Source organism: Pseudomonas marincola (genome assembly GCF_900116605.1).
Lineage (GTDB): Bacteria > Pseudomonadota > Gammaproteobacteria > Pseudomonadales > Pseudomonadaceae > Aquipseudomonas > Aquipseudomonas marincola.
Genome location: NZ_FPBC01000006.1, coordinates 84,592 through 100,684, shown reverse-complemented (window position 1 = coordinate 100,684; position 16,093 = coordinate 84,592). Strand labels below are relative to the sequence as shown.

Annotated in this window: 13 protein-coding genes, 1 tRNA gene and 1 pseudogene; 6 read left to right on the top strand and 9 right to left on the bottom strand. The window is 56.6% G+C overall.

The genetic code is table 11. The annotated features are described in order from the left end of the window. Positions 1 to 2: 2 nt before the first annotated feature. The 3 genes from ihfA to BM395_RS11435 all read left to right on the top strand — a co-directional run bounded on the left by ihfA (position 3) and on the right by BM395_RS11435 (position 808). The gene (gene ihfA / locus BM395_RS11445) at positions 3 to 305 is read left to right on the top strand and encodes an integration host factor subunit alpha (RefSeq protein ID WP_069900301.1); all 303 of its coding nucleotides are present in this window, start codon (positions 3 to 5) and stop codon (positions 303 to 305) included. Further along, positions 286 to 642, top strand: a complete 357-nt coding sequence (locus tag BM395_RS11440; protein WP_069900302.1) for a MerR family transcriptional regulator — start codon at positions 286 to 288, stop codon at positions 640 to 642. The genes ihfA and BM395_RS11440 overlap by 20 nt, the downstream gene beginning before the upstream one ends. Positions 643 to 731: 89 nt before the next feature. Continuing rightward, a tRNA-Pro gene (locus BM395_RS11435) sits at positions 732 to 808 on the top strand. Between the two features lie 87 nt (positions 809 to 895). Here the strand turns inward: BM395_RS11435 and BM395_RS11430 are convergent. Continuing rightward, a pseudogene (locus BM395_RS11430) lies at positions 896 to 1,348 on the bottom strand (site-specific integrase); the annotation flags it as partial. Between the two features lie 125 nt (positions 1,349 to 1,473). On the opposite strand from BM395_RS11430, the gene BM395_RS11425 reads away from it, so the two are divergent. Then, positions 1,474 to 3,234 (top strand): GMC oxidoreductase, encoded by a 1,761-nt coding sequence (locus BM395_RS11425; protein ID WP_244528978.1) that lies wholly within the window; start codon positions 1,474 to 1,476, stop codon positions 3,232 to 3,234. 312 nt (positions 3,235 to 3,546) lie between these two features. Here the strand turns inward: BM395_RS11425 and BM395_RS11420 are convergent, their stop codons facing one another. The 3 genes from BM395_RS11420 to BM395_RS11410 all read right to left on the bottom strand — a co-directional run bounded on the left by BM395_RS11420 (position 3,547) and on the right by BM395_RS11410 (position 8,548). Beyond that, on the bottom strand, positions 3,547 to 5,319 hold the full coding sequence (locus BM395_RS11420) for an acyl-CoA dehydrogenase C-terminal domain-containing protein (protein WP_090511955.1): 1,773 nt from the start codon (positions 5,317 to 5,319) through the stop codon (positions 3,547 to 3,549). A gap of 119 nt (positions 5,320 to 5,438) precedes the next feature. After that, positions 5,439 to 6,809: a solute carrier family 23 protein gene (locus tag BM395_RS11415; protein WP_090511951.1), complete on the bottom strand. Its 1,371-nt coding sequence runs from the start codon at positions 6,807 to 6,809 to the stop codon at positions 5,439 to 5,441. A gap of 116 nt (positions 6,810 to 6,925) precedes the next feature. After that, entirely contained in the window at positions 6,926 to 8,548 is a 1,623-nt protein-coding gene (locus BM395_RS11410; protein WP_069900306.1) for an acyl-CoA synthetase, read from the bottom strand. A gap of 244 nt (positions 8,549 to 8,792) precedes the next feature. Between BM395_RS11410 and BM395_RS11405 the strand changes: the two genes are divergently transcribed. Further along, the gene (locus tag BM395_RS11405; protein WP_090511948.1) at positions 8,793 to 11,078 is read left to right on the top strand and encodes a PAS domain-containing sensor histidine kinase; all 2,286 of its coding nucleotides are present in this window, start codon (positions 8,793 to 8,795) and stop codon (positions 11,076 to 11,078) included. A gap of 40 nt (positions 11,079 to 11,118) precedes the next feature. Further along, the gene (locus BM395_RS11400) at positions 11,119 to 11,772 is read left to right on the top strand and encodes a response regulator transcription factor (protein WP_090511946.1); all 654 of its coding nucleotides are present in this window, start codon (positions 11,119 to 11,121) and stop codon (positions 11,770 to 11,772) included. Positions 11,773 to 11,867: 95 nt separating this feature from the next. Here the strand turns inward: BM395_RS11400 and BM395_RS11395 are convergent, their stop codons facing one another. From BM395_RS11395 to BM395_RS11375, 5 genes are all read right to left on the bottom strand, one after another. Beyond that, positions 11,868 to 12,569: an RES family NAD+ phosphorylase gene (locus BM395_RS11395; RefSeq protein ID WP_090511942.1), complete on the bottom strand. Its 702-nt coding sequence runs from the start codon at positions 12,567 to 12,569 to the stop codon at positions 11,868 to 11,870. Beyond that, entirely contained in the window at positions 12,563 to 12,967 is a 405-nt protein-coding gene (locus BM395_RS11390; protein WP_090511938.1) for an antitoxin Xre-like helix-turn-helix domain-containing protein, read from the bottom strand. Before BM395_RS11390 ends, BM395_RS11395 begins: the two co-directional genes overlap by 7 nt. Before the next feature lie 167 nt (positions 12,968 to 13,134). Next, entirely contained in the window at positions 13,135 to 14,214 is a 1,080-nt protein-coding gene (locus BM395_RS11385; protein WP_090511936.1) for an ABC transporter permease, read from the bottom strand. Continuing rightward, positions 14,211 to 15,149, bottom strand: coding sequence for an ABC transporter ATP-binding protein (locus BM395_RS11380; RefSeq protein WP_212633023.1), 939 nt, complete (start codon positions 15,147 to 15,149; stop codon positions 14,211 to 14,213). Before BM395_RS11380 ends, BM395_RS11385 begins: the two co-directional genes overlap by 4 nt. Continuing rightward, positions 15,142 to 16,092: an HlyD family secretion protein gene (locus tag BM395_RS11375; RefSeq protein ID WP_090511932.1), complete on the bottom strand. Its 951-nt coding sequence runs from the start codon at positions 16,090 to 16,092 to the stop codon at positions 15,142 to 15,144. The genes BM395_RS11380 and BM395_RS11375 overlap by 8 nt, the downstream gene beginning before the upstream one ends. Between the last annotated feature and the right edge of the window lies 1 nt (position 16,093).

Here is a 16,093-nt window from a genome sequence, read left to right as displayed (position 1 = left end):
GTATGGGGGCTCTGACGAAAGCTGAAATGGCGGAACGTCTGTATGAAGAGCTAGGCTTGAATAAACGCGAGGCCAAAGAATTGGTCGAGCTGTTTTTCGAAGAGATCCGGCAAGCGCTGGAGCTCAACGAACAAGTCAAGCTATCGGGGTTCGGCAACTTCGATCTGCGCGATAAGCGTCAGCGCCCCGGTCGTAATCCAAAAACAGGGGAGGAAATTCCTATCACGGCTCGCCGTGTAGTGACTTTCCGCCCAGGCCAAAAACTTAAAGCCAGGGTTGAAGCGTATGCTGGAGCCAAGTCATAACGACGAACTGCCGGTTATTCCCGGCAAACGTTATTTCACAATCGGCGAAGTCAGCGAACTCTGTGCGGTCAAACCGCACGTTCTGCGTTATTGGGAACAAGAGTTTCCTCACCTCAACCCCGTCAAGCGCCGCGGAAACAGGCGATATTATCAGCGCCAAGACGTGCTGATGATTCGCCAGATCCGTGCGCTTTTGTACGACCAGGGCTTCACCATCGGCGGTGCGCGCCAGCGCCTGTCCGGTGATGAAGCCAAGGACGATACAACCCAATACAAGCAGATGATCAAACAAATGATCAGCGAGCTGGAAGACGTATTGGTGGTCTTGCGAAAGTAGCGGGCTAAACTAAAAAGTTTACAAATTTCATAAGCTTATAGTATAGTTCGCGACAGTTTCGAGGATGCGGAAACGGATTCTCAACTAGTCGGGGCGTAGCGCAGTCCGGTAGCGCACTAGCATGGGGTGCTAGGGGTCGAGTGTTCGAATCACTCCGTCCCGACCATATTTCATAGAGGAATCAAGCACTTAGCGGCTTGGTTCCTTTTTTAGTTTTAGGCTCGCGCAAAACTGGCGCAAAATGCGCGCAAAACTATCCGGTTATTTCGCTGATGTTCAGGTCGGGGATTGCGTCTGACCACACGATTTCAGCATGGTCTTTCTGGTAGTTTTTGGTCATGCCTTCGGTTGCGTGGCCTGCAATCTTCTGCCCATCCTTTCCGGCTTTTTTGTAAAGATGCAGCGACAGCGCTCGCACTTCGTGGAAGCCCGGCATTTCTTCATCCTTCCAGTCTGCATAACATTTCACTTTGTCCCTGACCTCTTTGAATGCCTTGGTTAAGTAGCGCTCTTCGATCTTGGTCCAGTGGTCTTTATGCTGTGCCTGCTTTTGTTTCAGTCGGTCGGGCTGACGGTGGACCAGGTAAGGGGATGCCGTATTGTCACGACAGCGGCTAATAACTTCTTGCAGCTCATCCGTGATTAGAAAACGAATCCATGCGGCGTCGCTGGCCTTGGATGTTTTTTTCTGGACAACACAGAGATAGCAGTCCCATCACCAACGCCAAAGCTCGCCTTAGGGGCATCACCGCAAAACAGAAAATAGCCCTAACGGCCTGATCTCTATTTCTGGCGAATACTGAAATGGGGGGTTATCGTGTGAACTGCAGTATGATCAATACATGGAATGCTGGATGTGCATTTGATCATGGCCGCGTAATGGCACCATTTATAAAAGGATTTTTTATGGCGAATGAAAGCAGTGAGTTTGATTTCGATTACGTAATTGTTGGCTCCGGCTTTGGTGGCAGTGTTTCTGCATTACGCCTGGCTGAAAAAGGATACAGCGTTGCAGTGATCGAACAAGGCCGACGCTGGACGCCTCAGAACTTGCCAAAAACGAGTTGGCAGTTTTGGGATTTTATTTGGAGTCCACAAGTTGGCTTGCGCGGTTTCTTTAAAATAAACCTTTTTAAGAGAGTCATGGTCCTTAGTGGTTGTGGTGTCGGTGGTGGTTCGATTACCTATGCTCAGACATTATTGGTTGCACCTGAAGAAATTTGGCAACAGGGCACATGGAAGGGCCTTGAAGACTGGCAAAAAACAATGCCAGCTTATTATGATCTGGCAAAACGCATGCTCGGGGTGACAGAAAATCGCCGCCGCGCGCCCGCCGATGACAAGCTTTATGAAATGGCAAAAGTCTGGGGTTGTGAAGATACGTTTAAATTAGAAAATGTTGGTGTATTTTTTGGGGATGACGACAAACCTCAAGGCGCTGAATATAACGATCCATATTTTGGTGGCGCTGGTCCGAAACGTAAATCATGCAATGCTTGTGGCGGTTGCATGGTGGGTTGTAAATATGACTCAAAAAATACACTTGATAAAAACTATCTTTATCTCGCTGAGCAACTCGGCGTGGAAGTTAAAGCTGAAACAAAGGTGCTGGATGTCTCACCAATAGCCGGTGCTATCGATGGTTCAGAAGGTTATCGACTCACTTTGCGTCCAACATTCAAACGATTCGGAGAGAAAACTCAAATCACGGCGCGGTCAGTCATTTTTTCTGCTGCTTCGCTTGGTACCCAAGATTTATTACTCCGGATGAAAGATAGCGGCGCATTGCCGAATCTTTCTGAGCAGCTTGGTAAGCAAGTACGAACCAATTCAGAGTCTTTATTAGGGGTGCGTTATCCGGGGAGCGATCTCGATCTATCAACTGGTATCGCCATTGGCTCTGGGATCCAGATTGATCAATTTACGCATGTTGAGGCAACACGCTATCCATCAGGCTCAAATATTATCTCGTTTTTGTTTACGCCTTTGACTGGCGGGAAACCCGGTATAACTCGTCCATTGAGCTGGCTGGGGGCTGTGGCTAAGTTACTCGTTACCAATCCTGTTAAAGGCTTGCGTGCACTCATGCCGTATCGATTTGCCAATGAGACGATGATCTTTTTGGTGATGCAAACCGTCGATGCACATATTGACTTTAGTTTGAAGCGACCTTGGTTTTGGCCGTTTAGCAAGCAAATGACATCTTCGAGCAAACGAATCCCAACCTTTATTCCTGAAGCAAATAACTTCACCGAGAAAGTAGCGAAAGCCACTGATGGGATCGGCTTAAGCTCAATAAGTGAAATCTTATTTAATGTGCCAACCACTGCGCACTGTATGGGTGGCTGCTGCATGGGAGACACGGCGAAAACGGGTGTGATTGATAATCAGCATCGTGTTCACAACTATAAGAATTTATTTGTGATCGATGGTTCGACGATTTCATCCAATTTAGGCGTAAATCCAAGCTTAACCATTACCGCGCTTGCAGAAAGGGCAATGAGTTTTATTCCACCCAAAGAAGATGGAGCACAAAATGTGCGACATATTCAAGGTGATGAAACTAAGGCTCAAGCTGTAGGTGAGATGTAAACTTTCAAATCATCATCGATGCCACATGACAAATCTTTATGCGGCTCTGATCGATCAATAGTTTAGTGAGCGACTGGTCGCGATGAAGCTGTAGCTTTCGAGGACGAGGACGGTAGTTTCGCGTTTGAGTTCCGGGGAAAGGCACGGTGATGCTGGGCAGCTAACACTTCTCTATGGCGAGCATTCCCGCCTCAAAGGGTCTTAGGCCGCTAAAGCGGCGGCTGGAATAGAAAAAACGCGGCGCTCAATGAGGGAGCCGCGCAAACGCTCAACTGGTAGTCGCGGTTCCCGCCCGGTTGGGGCGGGTTGGCGTCAGAATTGCTCGGCACGCAGGCCGTATAGCGCGTCGCTGCCTGCGCGAATGCTGGCTTCAAGGCTCAGGCTGCGCGGTAGCAGGCGGGCGAAGAAGAACTCTGCTGTGGCCAACTTGGCGCTGTAAAACACTTCATCTTCGCTGCACTTGGCTTGAGCTACGGCGGCCATGCGCGACCACATCCATGCGTAGGCGGTGTAGCCGAACAGGTGCAGGTACTCAACCGAAGCCGCACCGGTTTCGTGCGGGTTGCCCGCGGCACGCTCCTGCAGCCAACTGCTGGTCCGTTCCAGGCGCTCAACAGCATCGAGCAGAGCAGCGGCATATGGCGTATTAGGCTGCTCGGCGAAACGGCGAATCTCCTGGGTGAAGTGTCGCAGCGCTACGCCGCCGTTGGCGATGACCTTACGCCCGAGCAAGTCGAGGGCCTGAATGCCGTTGGTGCCTTCGTAGATCTGCGCGATGCGCACGTCACGCACCAATTGCTCCTGCCCCCATTCGCGGATGTAACCGTGGCCGCCGAACACCTGTTGGCCATGGATGCAGCTGTCCAACCCGGTGTCGGTAAAAAACGCCTTGGCGACCGGAGTGAGCAAGGCAACCAGACTATCGGCTGTCTGGCGCTCGTCGTTGTCGTCGCTGAATTTGCTGAGGTCGAGCTGCTGTCCGACATAACAGGCAAACGCCCGGCCGCCTTCGGTGAGGGCCTTCATGGTCAGCAGCATGCGCCGCACATCGGCGTGCACGATGATCGGATCAGCCGCTTTGTCTTGGGCTTGCGGGCCGCTGGCGGAACGGCTTTGCAGGCGCTCGCGGGCGTAATCGCGAGCCGCCTGATAAGAGGCCTCGGCGCAGCCAATGCCTTGGATGCCAATGGACAGGCGCTCATAGTTCATCATGGTGAACATCGCCGCTAGGCCTTTATTCGGCTCGCCGATCAGGTAGCCGGTAGCTCCATCGAAGTTCATCACACAAGTGGCCGAGGCCTTGATGCCCATCTTGTGCTCGATCGAGCCACAGCTCACCGCGTTGCGTTCCGCCAGACTGCCATCGGCATTGACCAGCACTTTGGGCACCAGAAACAGCGAGATACCGCGCGCACCAGCGGGGGCGTCAGGCAACTTGGCCAGCACCAGGTGAATGATGTTTTCGGTCAGGTCCTGCTCGCCGCCGGTGATGAAGATCTTGCTGCCGCTGATCTGGCAGCTGCCATCGGCTTGCGGTTCGGCCTTGGTGCGGATGATGCCCAGGTCGGTGCCGGCGTGGGCTTCAGTCAGACACATGGAGCCGGCCCAGCGGCCTTCATACATTGGCGGCAGGAAAGTGTTTTTCAGCTCTTCGCTGGCATGCGCGTCGATGGCCAGACAGGCTCCGGAACTCAGTGCCGAATACAGGGCGAAGCTGGAGCCGGCGGCATAGAGCATCTCTTCAAATGCGACGGCGAGCATCTTGGGCATGCCCATGCCACCGTAAGCTGGGTTGCCGGAAAGCCCCACCCAGCCGCCTTCGATATAGGTGCTGTAGGCTTGCTTGAAGCCTGTGGGGGTGCGTACATCGCCAGCGCTCCACTGTGCGCCTTCTTCATCTCCACTGCGGTTGAGCGGGGCGATCAGGCCACCGGTGACCTTGGCGGCTTCTTCAAGAATGGCATCGGCGGTATCAGAATCGACCGTTTCGGCCAGGGCCGGTAGACGTGCCCACAAGCTTGGGGCATCGAATACTTCATGGAGGACAAAGCGCAGGTCGCGCAGCGGGGCGTTGTACTCAGGCATCGACAGTTTCTCGCACAGGTGCCGCACAGCGCGCGGCGATTAAAACGTCCGGACGTCATTGCATCCGGAGCGTTGCAGGGATAGACAACACGGCCCGCAGCACAGCGGGCCATGTACGTTCACTCGGCCTCGGCTGGGCCTTTGACGGTGTTTTTAGTGGTGAATTTGAGCAGGTGAGTGCGCTCGATCAGAATGTACAGGGCGGCACCTGCAGCCAGGCCCCAGCCTGCGCCGTAGACGGCCAGTACCACACCCATGGTGCCGGCCACACCACGCTCGGTGTTGTTACTCAGTTGCTCGAACCCCACCATCAGGCAGATATAGCCAGTAAGGATCAGCGTCAGCGACAGGGCAACCGGCAGTACCGGCTGGAAAAAGCTCACCAACGGCAGGGCAAACAGGGCGATAAAACCAGTGATCCAAAAGGTGCCACCGCCGCTGTAGATTGAGTCCATGGCTTTGCGGCCGTACTTGTAGCGCTCGGCCATGGTCGCGGCGACGGCCGTCCAAATTGGCCCGGCCAGGCCGGGATACGGCGCGAAGAAGGCATGCAGCGCGTTGCGCAGCGCGGTGACCAGATGCACGCGATCGATGTTGTTCTCGATCACTTCGTCGGGGCGTAGTTCATCGGCGCGCTGCATCAGTGACTGGCCGACGATGATGTCGCCAAAGGCGATTACGTAGGCGATAACGGCCGTAGGCACGGCCAACAGGAACACATCCAGGCCTGGGAAGCCGACGCTAAACGGCAGGTAACTCCACATCTCGCCGAAGGCCGGCGCGGTGATGCCGAACTTCACGTCAGGCATCTCATATTCACCCACGGCAATGCCGATGATAATTGCGATCAGCATCCCCGGTACCATGCCGTAGTTGACGATTTTACGCGCCAGCGGCACACGTTCAGTGAGGCCTTTAAAGGATACCGAGAACATCAGGTACAGGCAGATCAGGCTGCCCAGCACCAGAGAAATAGGTGTATTGGCCAGACGCCCGCCAGCGGAAATTTCACCCATCAGCGCAGCGATACCGGCCCCGATGATGATGCCGCCTTTCATCGAGTTGGGAATCAGCCGGACCAAGGTGCTGCCCAGGCCTGTGACGCCGAGGAACAGGAAAATCACGAAGACTAGAAATTGCAGGGCAAACAATGCCTGAATCGCCTCAGGGCCGGGTTTGAAATTGCCGAGAAACAGTAATACAACCGGTATGCCGGGTGTGATCCAGCCGGGCACAAAGGGCACACCGAGCAGCGCCGGCAGCATAAAACCAACACCACACACCACAACATAAGCCAGCGCCACGTCGTAGGGCAGACCGAGGTACTTTTCCAGCAGCGGGATCATCGCCAGGCTGACCACGAACATGATCAGCGCCTGGAGCATCTCCGCGGTTTCCCAGCGGTAGTGGACAAAAGGCAGGCGTACTTTGAACGGGCCGATCGGCCAATGTGGCTGCTCATCCCCGTCGCGGCGTTTAAATACTTGCATTGAAGCTCTCCGTCGGCCGGTGGCCGGATTTTTGTTGTTGTGAAAACGGTTGTTGCGAGCGCATTCCTACGCCACCCAATGGGTAGCGCAGTGAACGGTTTAACGGCGTGGCGTCGTTAGAGGGCCTTGGCCATATCGCGCAGGACGAATTTCTGGATCTTGCCGGTGCTGGTCTTCGGCAGTTGGGTGAAGACCACGGTTTTTGGCACTTTGAAGCCGGCCAAGTGTTCGCGGCAGAAGCTGACGATGTCCGCCTCACTGACCTGCTGTTGTTCGGCCTTGAGGGTGATAAAAGCGCAGGGCGTCTCGCCCCATTTCTCATCCGGGCGCGCGACCACGGCGGCTTCGAGCACGCCGGGATGACGGTAGAGCACGCCTTCCACCTCGATGGTGGAGATGTTCTCGCCGCCGGAAATGATGATGTCTTTCAGGCGATCCTTGATCTCTACATAGCCGTCCGGGTGACACACGGCCAGATCGCCGGTATGAAACCAGTCGCCGGCAAAAGCTTCGGCAGTGGCGCTCGGGTTTTTCAGATAGCCCTTCATTACGGTATTGCCGCGCATGAAGATTTCGCCAATGGTTTCGCCATCGCGCGGGGTCGACTCCAGGGTTTTAGGGTCGGCCACCATCACCCCTTCCAAGGTGGGATAGCGCACGCCCTGACGAGATTTGAGCACTGCGCGCTCGTCCAGCGGCAAGGCGTCCCATTCGGCATGCCAGGCGCACAGGGTTACTGGGCCGTATACCTCGGTGAGGCCGTAGACGTGGGTGACGTGGATGCCCATTTCCTCAACCGCGCCAATCACCTTGGCGGGTGGCGCTGCCCCGGCCACCATGGCCTTGACCGGATGGTCGATGGCCGCTTTAGCTTCGGCGGGCATGTTGACCAATGCATTGAGCACAATCGGCGCACCACACATGTGGGTGACCTGCTCGCTGCGAATCAGGGTGAGAATCTTCGCCGGGTCAACACGGCGCAGGAATACATGCACACCCGCCAATGCGGTAATAGTCCACGGGTAGCACCAACCATTGCAGTGGAACATCGGCAGGGTCCAGAGGTACACCGGATGGTTGCCCATGGCCCATGTCATCTGGTTGCCCAGCGAGTTCAGGTAGGCGCCACGGTGGTGGTAAACCACGCCCTTGGGGTTGCCAGTGGTGCCGGATGTGTAGTTGAGGCTAATCGCCTGCCATTCGTCTGCCGGCCACTGCCAGGCAAATTGTGGATCGCCTTCGGCCAGAAATGCCTCGTAGTCGAGCTCGCTAACTGCTTGGCCTTCGCCGTATTCGGGATCATCCACGTCGATCACCAGTGGCGGATGATCGAGCATGCCGATGGCGGCGTGGACTACATCATGAAACTCGCGGTCGGTGATCAGTACCTTGGCTTCGCCGTGCTGCAACATAAAGGCGATGGCTTCGGCATCCAGGCGCACGTTGAGAGTATTAAGCACTGCGCCGATCATCGGCACGCCGAAATGCGCCTCGAGCATCTGTGGAATGTTCGGCAGCATTACCGCCACCGTGTCGCCTTTACCGATGCCGCGGCCGGCCAGTGCCGAAGCCAGACGCCGGCAGCGCGCGTATGTCTCGGCCCAGTCACGACGAATTGAACCATGCACAACGGCCGGGTAGTGCGGGTAAACACTGGCGGTACGCTCGATAAAGCTCAGAGGCGAGAGGGCGATATGGTTGACAGCGGCAGGCTCAAGGCCCTGTTCATAGATCGACATGCAAGTACCCATAGCAGATTGGATGCTCGGGCCATTGTGCGGGTAGTCTACGCATAGGCCCGGTATTGTTCTGGGTCTATTTATATATCTATTTGTATTTATATGGAAGTTAAACCATAGTCATATAGTATTACTACTATATGATATTTGAGGCGATTCACCCTTGGTCGCTTTGCGCTTTCAGGCCGCCCGCATGATACTGCGCCGGCTCGCGGCGTGTGCGATTAATAAGGAATGAAACAAAATGAATGAAATTTCCGTGCAGCTGAACAGTTGGTTGCGCATGCAACGTGAGTGCCTGCCGCTGGCGGTGCGCGCCGACGCGTTGCTGCGTGCCCTGCATGCCTGCCCGGAAGTACGCCAGGCGTTTTTTTTGCGGTGGCAGGCCAGCACGGCAATCTACAGCCATGAAGGCAATGCACCGCATCTGCCACCCGGCATTGGTGACCCGCTGCAGGCCAGTGATCAGCTGTTGTTTGAGCGCTTGCAACAAGAGCCTCGGCTGGACTTGGCCGCATTGCGTCAATTGTCGTGTTGGCTCTCAGGCCGGGTGCGCCGTGCTGGGCTCAATCATGGGCAGGCGCTCGCTCTGGAGCTGGATGAAGGGCAGCCTGGTTTGCTGCTGATTGAATTGCATGAGCACGCCGGGAGCGACTGGCTTGGTCTGGTGCATCAATTACTCTTGGCGCTGCTCGCCACGCTGCCGCAGCAAGCGCGTGGCAGCCTGCTGCTGGGCAGTGACCCGCAGCCCAGTTTGCTGCTGGATATCGAGGCGCTGCCGCTGCAGCTGAATGCGGCTATGCAGGCGCTGATGGGCGAACTCCCGCTGGCAGCGCTGGCAGATTTGTTACCGGTCAACGCTGCGCATTTAGTGCGCGCATGCCTGCAGCAGGACCGCGCGATTGAGGCGGTTGAAGCACAATATAATGGCCAGGTGCTGATGTGGACCTTTATGCCCGATGCTGCTGAGCAGCAAGTACTGGCGCGTTGCCGACCGGCTACTGCCCAAGCGCAGGCCGAACGTGAAGCGGCCAAGGCCAGCCGCCTGTACCGGCTGATCACCGAAAACACCACCGACCTGATTTCCCGGCACACCCCGGATGGCTGTTTTCTCGATGCCTCGCCGGCCAGTTGGACCCTGCTCGGTTACTGGCCGGAAGAGCTGCGCGGGACCTTGGTGCAGGCGCTGTTCCATGAGCAAGACCAGCAGAATCTGTTTGGCAGCACTCGTGAAGCCCTGGAGCAAGACGGCTATCACACCATGACTTATCGCATTCGCCATCGTGACGGCGACTACCTGTGGTTTGAAACTGCCAGCCGCGCGATCCGCGAAACCTACACCGGCGCGGTAGTTGAGGTGGTCAGCGTGTCGCGGGATATTACTGCGCGGGTGCTGGCTGAAGAAAACAAGCGGCGCCTGGCTGAAGTGGTCGAAGCTAATACTGACCTTGTACTGTTTATCGACCCGGGTGGGCACCTGGCGCACCTTAATCCGTCTGCTCGACATGCATTGAATATCGAGGATCAGCAGCCGTTACCGCCGCTCGAGCGGCTGTTGGCACCCGGCGATTATCAGCAGTTGCAAAGCGAAGGTTGGGCGGCGGCCGATGCCGCCGGGGTGTGGAGCGCAGAGGTACGGCTGCTGCCGCTGGGTGAGCCTGCACCGTTGCTGGTGTCGTTGGTGCTGTTGGCGCATCGCGGCCGTGATGGCGAGCATTATTACTCGCTGGTGGCGCGCGACATGACTGAACGCGAACTGCGCGAAGCCGAGGAGCGCCGGCATCAGGATGAGCTGGCGCACACGGCGCGGTTGGTCACCCTCGGCGAGCTGGCATCCGGAATTGCCCATGAAATCAATCAACCGCTGGCGGCAGTGGTCAATTATGCCAGCGCCAGCCAGCGCTATCTCAAGGCGCTGGGCGATAACCCCGAGGCGGCAGGTAAGGTCGCTCAAGGCTTGGAGCGGATCAATGAGCACGCAAACCACGCCTCGGAAGTAATCAAGCGCTTGCGAGCCTTCCTGCGCAAGGGGCAGCGGCGTACCCAAGCGCTGGATGTCGCTAGCGTGGCGCGCGAGGCGGTGCGTTTGTGCCAATGGGAGGCGAGTAATTGGCAGGTGACCATTGATGAGCAATTGGCGGACAATCTGCCGCCGGTGTATGCCGACCGGATTCTGCTGGAGCAGGTGCTGCTCAACTTGCTGCGCAATGCGATTGACGCCAACCGTGAGGCCCACCCCGGCCAACCTTCGCGTATCGAACTCTGCGCAGCCGAGCAAAATGGGCAGCTCTGTGTACGTGTGACGGATCAGGGGCCGGGTGTGGCGCAGGCCGAACTGGAGCATATATTCACCCCATTTTACACTAGCAAGGCCGAAGGGCTGGGGCTGGGCTTGTCGATGAGTCGCAGTATCATCGAGGGGATCGGCGGGGCGCTGGAGGCGCATCCGGCAATGGCCGGCGGCTTGTGCCTGGAGTGTCGCCTGCCGCTACTGCGTGGTGAGGACGCTGAACGTCTTGCTGGATATTAATTGCAACACAGTGGATGCATAACAATAAAAGGAGCGGGGCATGAGCCTGCAAATGCAACACCAGGTTTATGTGGTCGACGATGACCAGGGCATGCTCGACTCAACCGTTTGGCTGCTGGAGTCGGTGGGACTCAAGGCATTGCCGTTTACCAGTGGGCAGGCGTTTCTCGATGCCTGTGATGAACAGAGCCGAGGCTGTGTGCTGTTGGATGTGCGGATGCCGGGCATGGGCGGGCTCAATGTGCAGGACAGCATGCTCGCGCGCGGCATTGAGATGCCAGTGATCTTCGTCAGTGGGCATGCCGATGTGCCCATCGTGGTGCGCGCCTTCCGTGCCGGTGCCGTGGACTTCATCGAAAAGCCATACAACGAACAGTTGCTGCTCGATAGCGTGCAGCAGGCCTTGAGCCGTGCCCCCGCGAGGGCACAGGTTGATCCACGCTTGCAGGCGGTGGAGGCGCGCATCGCCAGCCTGACCCCGCGTGAGCGTGATGTATTGCTGCCGTTAGTGCGTGGCTACACAAATCGCGAGATGGCCGAGCAGCTGGATATCAGTGTCAAAACCATCGATCTCTATCGCTCGCGGGTGATGAAGCGCATGCAGGCGCAAACGCTTTCTGATTTGGTGGGTATGGCCATCTCAGCGGGTTTGGTTGATGCGCTGCAACTGCGAGATGCGCAGTCTGAGCGTTAGCTCCAGCAGTTTTGCTATCCCTCTGTTAAAACCACGCGCTTTGATGGCTCGTAAAACAGCTAGCAGTTATTCTCCATGTTATCAAAGCGCACGCACTAACCCACAACCAGCGATGTCACCTGATTAACGCTGATGATTCTGTCGCTCCAGATCATTTCGTAATGAGCGGCCTGAATGATTGAGGTGACGGGGCGTGGGGTAGTCAGTGCCCAGCAGATTTGCCCCGGGGCACGCACCGAGTTGTAGCGCAGGCCCGGGCAGGCGGCACGTTTTGCTTCGTTGCCCAGTTGGTTGGCGTGGGTATAGTCGTCGGGGGCGTAGATAGGGTCTGTGAGTGGCACTGTTGAGGCGTCCCGCATGCCAGCATCGCTGAAATTACAGGTCAGCCCTCTGAACACGAAGCGCTCGTAATTCAGGTTGTGCACGTTCGACCAATAACGCTCTTGGTGGTAGCGGACTTCGGCGATTGCGGTGTCCATGTTATCGGCAAGGTAGAGCACGCCGAAGCTGCCATTGCTGAAGCGCGAACCGGTCGGATTCAAGTGGGTGAAGGGCGCTGTTGCGTAGGAGCAGCCGGGAATGCCAAACGGTATCTGGTCGCGGGCTATCAGCTCAAGCTGGCCTATCTCGTTGAGCAGGCGCGGATTGCTGAGCGTCTGGATCTGATAGAGCGCCTCGAAGTCTTCTGCATCGGCTACATCGTCAAACAAGCCAATGGGCGGAAACTTGGAATTGACCAGGCGGTATGCCTGCAGACTCTCGCCTTTAGTCAGTGGCAGCGAGGTCAGCGTTACCACTGTGCACCGCGCAATGCATCGATGCGGCGAAAGGTCTCGTACAGCGAAATCATGTCACCTTGGGCCATGACGGCTAACGGTGAACGGCCGTTGAAGAACGGGTTGTGGTTCTCCATTGAGGCGAAACCGTAGAGATTCTCGGGGTTGTCGAATATCAGGCGCAGCGCCGAGTGGATATTCAGCACAAAACTGATGCGATGCATCTGATCAGCATCAAGGCTGACTGCCCAGTCTGCGTCTTGCTGGCCGGCGCGGGTGTAGGTGCTGCGCGATATCCGCAGGATTTTGCAGACCTGCTCGCCGGTTGCATTCCACTTGTCGAGAATGCGCAGCGCCGCTCTGAGGCCGGCAGTGCACTGGCTTTTAGAAAGCGCCTGAGCTTGCATGGCTACAGTCATGGTTAGCACCTCGTTTGATTCTGTAGAGCTAAAAATAGCATTTATGCATCTGTAGATCAAATTGGGGCGTGGCATTGCTCTAAAGCTGCATGACTACAGTAATCAGTGCAGAAATGGGCGCACGTTAGTTCTCGTGCAGGCTCAACCTGCATGCTGCTGTTGGCCTGTCAGTCGAGTCGCTTATTTATTCTTGCTGTGGCGGAGCCTAAAAGGACAACGCAAAATACCATCAGGATCAGCAGCTCACTCCACAGATCAGAGAAGCTGGCCGCTCTTAGCATGATGCCGCGGGTTAGGCGCAAATAGTGCGTGAGGGGCATCAGCTCGGCAATCCATTGCGCCGCCTTGGGCATGCCTGCAAACGGGAACATGAAACCGGACAGCAGTATTTGCGGCAAGAAGGAGAAGAAGGCCATTTGCATGGCCTGAAACTGGGTGCTGGTGATCGTTGAAATGAAGATGCCGACGCCGAGGCTGGCGATAATGAACAGCAGTGATGCCACATACAGTTCAGTGACAGAGCCACGTATCGGCACAGCAAACAACCACTTGCCGACGATCAGGATCACGCTGACCTGAATCAGGCCAATGCCGATAAAGGGCATTACCTTGCCGATGGTTAATTCCCATGACGATACGGGCGTGGCAATGAGCAATTCGAGATTGCCATGTTCGCGCTCCCGCACCAGCGCCACAGCGGTAAATATCACCATGGTCATGGTCAGAATCACCCCGAGTAATCCCGGCACTGTGTTGATGGCAGCCTCGCGCTCGGGATTGTAGAAGTTAACCACCTCGATACTTGTGCGCAGCGTTGTACCGGGTAATGGGAACTCGGCGAGCTGGCGGGTTGAGGCCTGAATGGATTGATCGGAGCCATCGACGACTAACTGCAAGGCTGGGCGATCTGTGCTTTGCCGGCGCTGCTCAAAATCGCTCGGAATCACCAGCGCGGCGCTGATTTTTCCTTGACGCAGCAGGGCGTCGATCTCTTGCGGGGCGCTCAGGTGATACTGCAAGTCGAGCACCTGGCTTGAGCCCAGCTCGGCAATGATTTCGCGCGAGTTGACCGTATTGGCCTGATCGAGCACGGCTGCATTGATGCCGCGAACATCCATGTTTATCGCGTAGCCGAACAACACCAATTGCAGCAACGGCACACCCGCGATCATGACGAAGGTTAACCGGTCGCGGCGCAGCTGGCGGAGCTCCTTGAGGATGATGGCGCCCAGACGTCGCAAATTCATGATGCCGCCCCGGCAGGCTTGTGGGTTACGTAAACAAACACGTCTTCGAGATTGGCTTCTGTTGGCTGGATCTGCACGCTGATGTTGGCTTGTTTGAGGTGCTGCTGCACCGTCTCTTGCGCGTCAGTGCTGTCTATCAGGATGCGCAGCGCCTTGCCGATCTGCGCCGTGGCCAACACGCCAGGGCAGTCGCGCAGGCTCGCTTGTACTTGTCGCGGCTGTTGGCAGTCTAGAATCAGCGCCTGCCCTGGCAGATTATCCATCAGCTCAGTCGGGCTGCCTGTCGCGACCAATTTGCCTGCATCAAGAAAACCGAGACGCATGCAGCGCTCGGCCTCATCCATGTAATGGGTGGAGACCAGCAGCGTGGTGCCCGCATCGGCTAACTCGAACAACGAGTCCCAGAATTCTCGGCGCGACTGCGGATCGACCGCGCTGGTAGGCTCGTCCAGTAGCAACAGATCGGGTTTGTGCAGCACCGCGCCCGCTAACGCCAGCCGCTGGCGTTGGCCGCCGCTGAGGGTTCCAGCCAATTGCTGGTGAATATCTGTCAGCCAGTAACGCTGCAGCAATTCGTCTATTCGCGCCCGTGCAGCCGCCTTGCCAAGGCCCTGAACCGCGGCCAGAAATTGCAGGTTCTCGATCACGCTGAGGTCTTCGTATAGCGAGAACTTCTGAGTCATGTAGCCAATACGTCGCTTTAGCGCCTCAGCGTCCTGCGGAATCTTGTAGCCGAGCACCTCGATCTCTCCGGCGCTGGGCAGAAGCAGGCCGCAGAGCATGCGGATGGTGGTTGATTTGCCGCAGCCATTCGGGCCGAGAAAACCGAATACCTCAGAACGTTGAACGCTCAGGTCGAGGCTGTCGACGGCAGTGAAATCGCCGAAACGTTTAGTCAGACTGCGTGCCTTGATAACCAGTTCGTCGTCACTCATGTTCAGGCAACCTGGCTGTGACGGGCAGACCCGCTGGCAGCTTCGCGGCTTCAACGCCTTGTAGTACGACTTCCGCGCGATACATCAGGCGACTGGCGTCTTCACCGGTGAGTGCGTAATACGGGGTGAAACTCGGGTCGCTGCTAATGCTGCGCACATGACCGGTGTAGCTTGTGCTGCCTTGCACTGTGACCTGCAACTCATCACCAATTGCTAGTTGGGTGCGCAGGCTTGCCGGTATGAACAGCCGTGCATAGGGCGCATCGCCGACTAGCATCACCACCAACTGCGCACCAGCGGGCGGTTGATCGCCGGTTTTGTAGGGTAAGGCGTCTATTCTTCCTGCGCGCGGCGCCTGCATACTCAGGTGTTCACGCGCCAGTTGCAGTTCGCGTAGCTTGCCTTCAGATGTGGCTTGTGCAGCTTGCGCTTGCTGGATTTGTTCGATGCGGGTGCCGTTAGTCAGTTCTTCAAGATTGGCCCGTGCGTTACGTGTTGCTGCCTGCGCCTCATCTCGTGCAGCGCGTGCTTTATCCAGTTCGGCGAGGGCAATTTGTTTGCGTGAGTAGAGGGTGGCGAGACGCGCGTAGTTGCGTTCGGCTTCTAGTTTGCTGGCCTGGGTCTGCTCTAGCGTGGCTTCTGCAGCTTGAATATTCTCAACCCTTGCGCCTTTGACTAGCTCTGCCAGTTTGGCGCGGTTTTGGCTTAATTCGCCCTGGGCCTGCGCAATGCGTGCATCCTGGCGGCGTGGGTCAAGCTCTAGCAATAAATCACCAGCCGCAACCTGCGCACCTTCTTTTACATGCTCGGCGGTAATCCGTTCTGATAACTCGGCGGGGAGGGTGATGCGATCCCATTCCAGCGTGCCGAGTAATTCTGGAGGCGCTGGCTCGCAGCCCAGAAGCATTAGCGAAAAGAGCAGAACAATTGAACGATGACGCATG

Excerpts from the sequence above, each read along its gene's own strand:
- ihfA (WP_069900301.1), top strand. The coding sequence starts at position 3 with ATGGGGGCTCTGACGAAAGCTGAAATGGCGGAACGTCTGTATGAAGAG.
- BM395_RS11440 (WP_069900302.1), top strand. The coding sequence starts at position 286 with ATGCTGGAGCCAAGTCATAACGACGAACTGCCGGTTATTCCCGGCAAA.
- BM395_RS11425 (WP_244528978.1), top strand. The coding sequence starts at position 1,474 with ATGATCAATACATGGAATGCTGGATGTGCATTTGATCATGGCCGCGTA.
- BM395_RS11420 (WP_090511955.1), bottom strand. The coding sequence starts at position 5,319 with ATGCCTGAGTACAACGCCCCGCTGCGCGACCTGCGCTTTGTCCTCCAT.
- BM395_RS11415 (WP_090511951.1), bottom strand. The coding sequence starts at position 6,809 with ATGCAAGTATTTAAACGCCGCGACGGGGATGAGCAGCCACATTGGCCG.
- BM395_RS11410 (WP_069900306.1), bottom strand. The coding sequence starts at position 8,548 with ATGTCGATCTATGAACAGGGCCTTGAGCCTGCCGCTGTCAACCATATC.
- BM395_RS11405 (WP_090511948.1), top strand. The coding sequence starts at position 8,793 with ATGAATGAAATTTCCGTGCAGCTGAACAGTTGGTTGCGCATGCAACGT.
- BM395_RS11400 (WP_090511946.1), top strand. The coding sequence starts at position 11,119 with ATGAGCCTGCAAATGCAACACCAGGTTTATGTGGTCGACGATGACCAG.
- BM395_RS11390 (WP_090511938.1), bottom strand. The coding sequence starts at position 12,967 with ATGACTGTAGCCATGCAAGCTCAGGCGCTTTCTAAAAGCCAGTGCACT.
- BM395_RS11385 (WP_090511936.1), bottom strand. The coding sequence starts at position 14,214 with ATGAATTTGCGACGTCTGGGCGCCATCATCCTCAAGGAGCTCCGCCAG.
- BM395_RS11380 (WP_212633023.1), bottom strand. The coding sequence starts at position 15,149 with ATGAGTGACGACGAACTGGTTATCAAGGCACGCAGTCTGACTAAACGT.
- BM395_RS11375 (WP_090511932.1), bottom strand. The coding sequence starts at position 16,092 with ATGCGTCATCGTTCAATTGTTCTGCTCTTTTCGCTAATGCTTCTGGGC.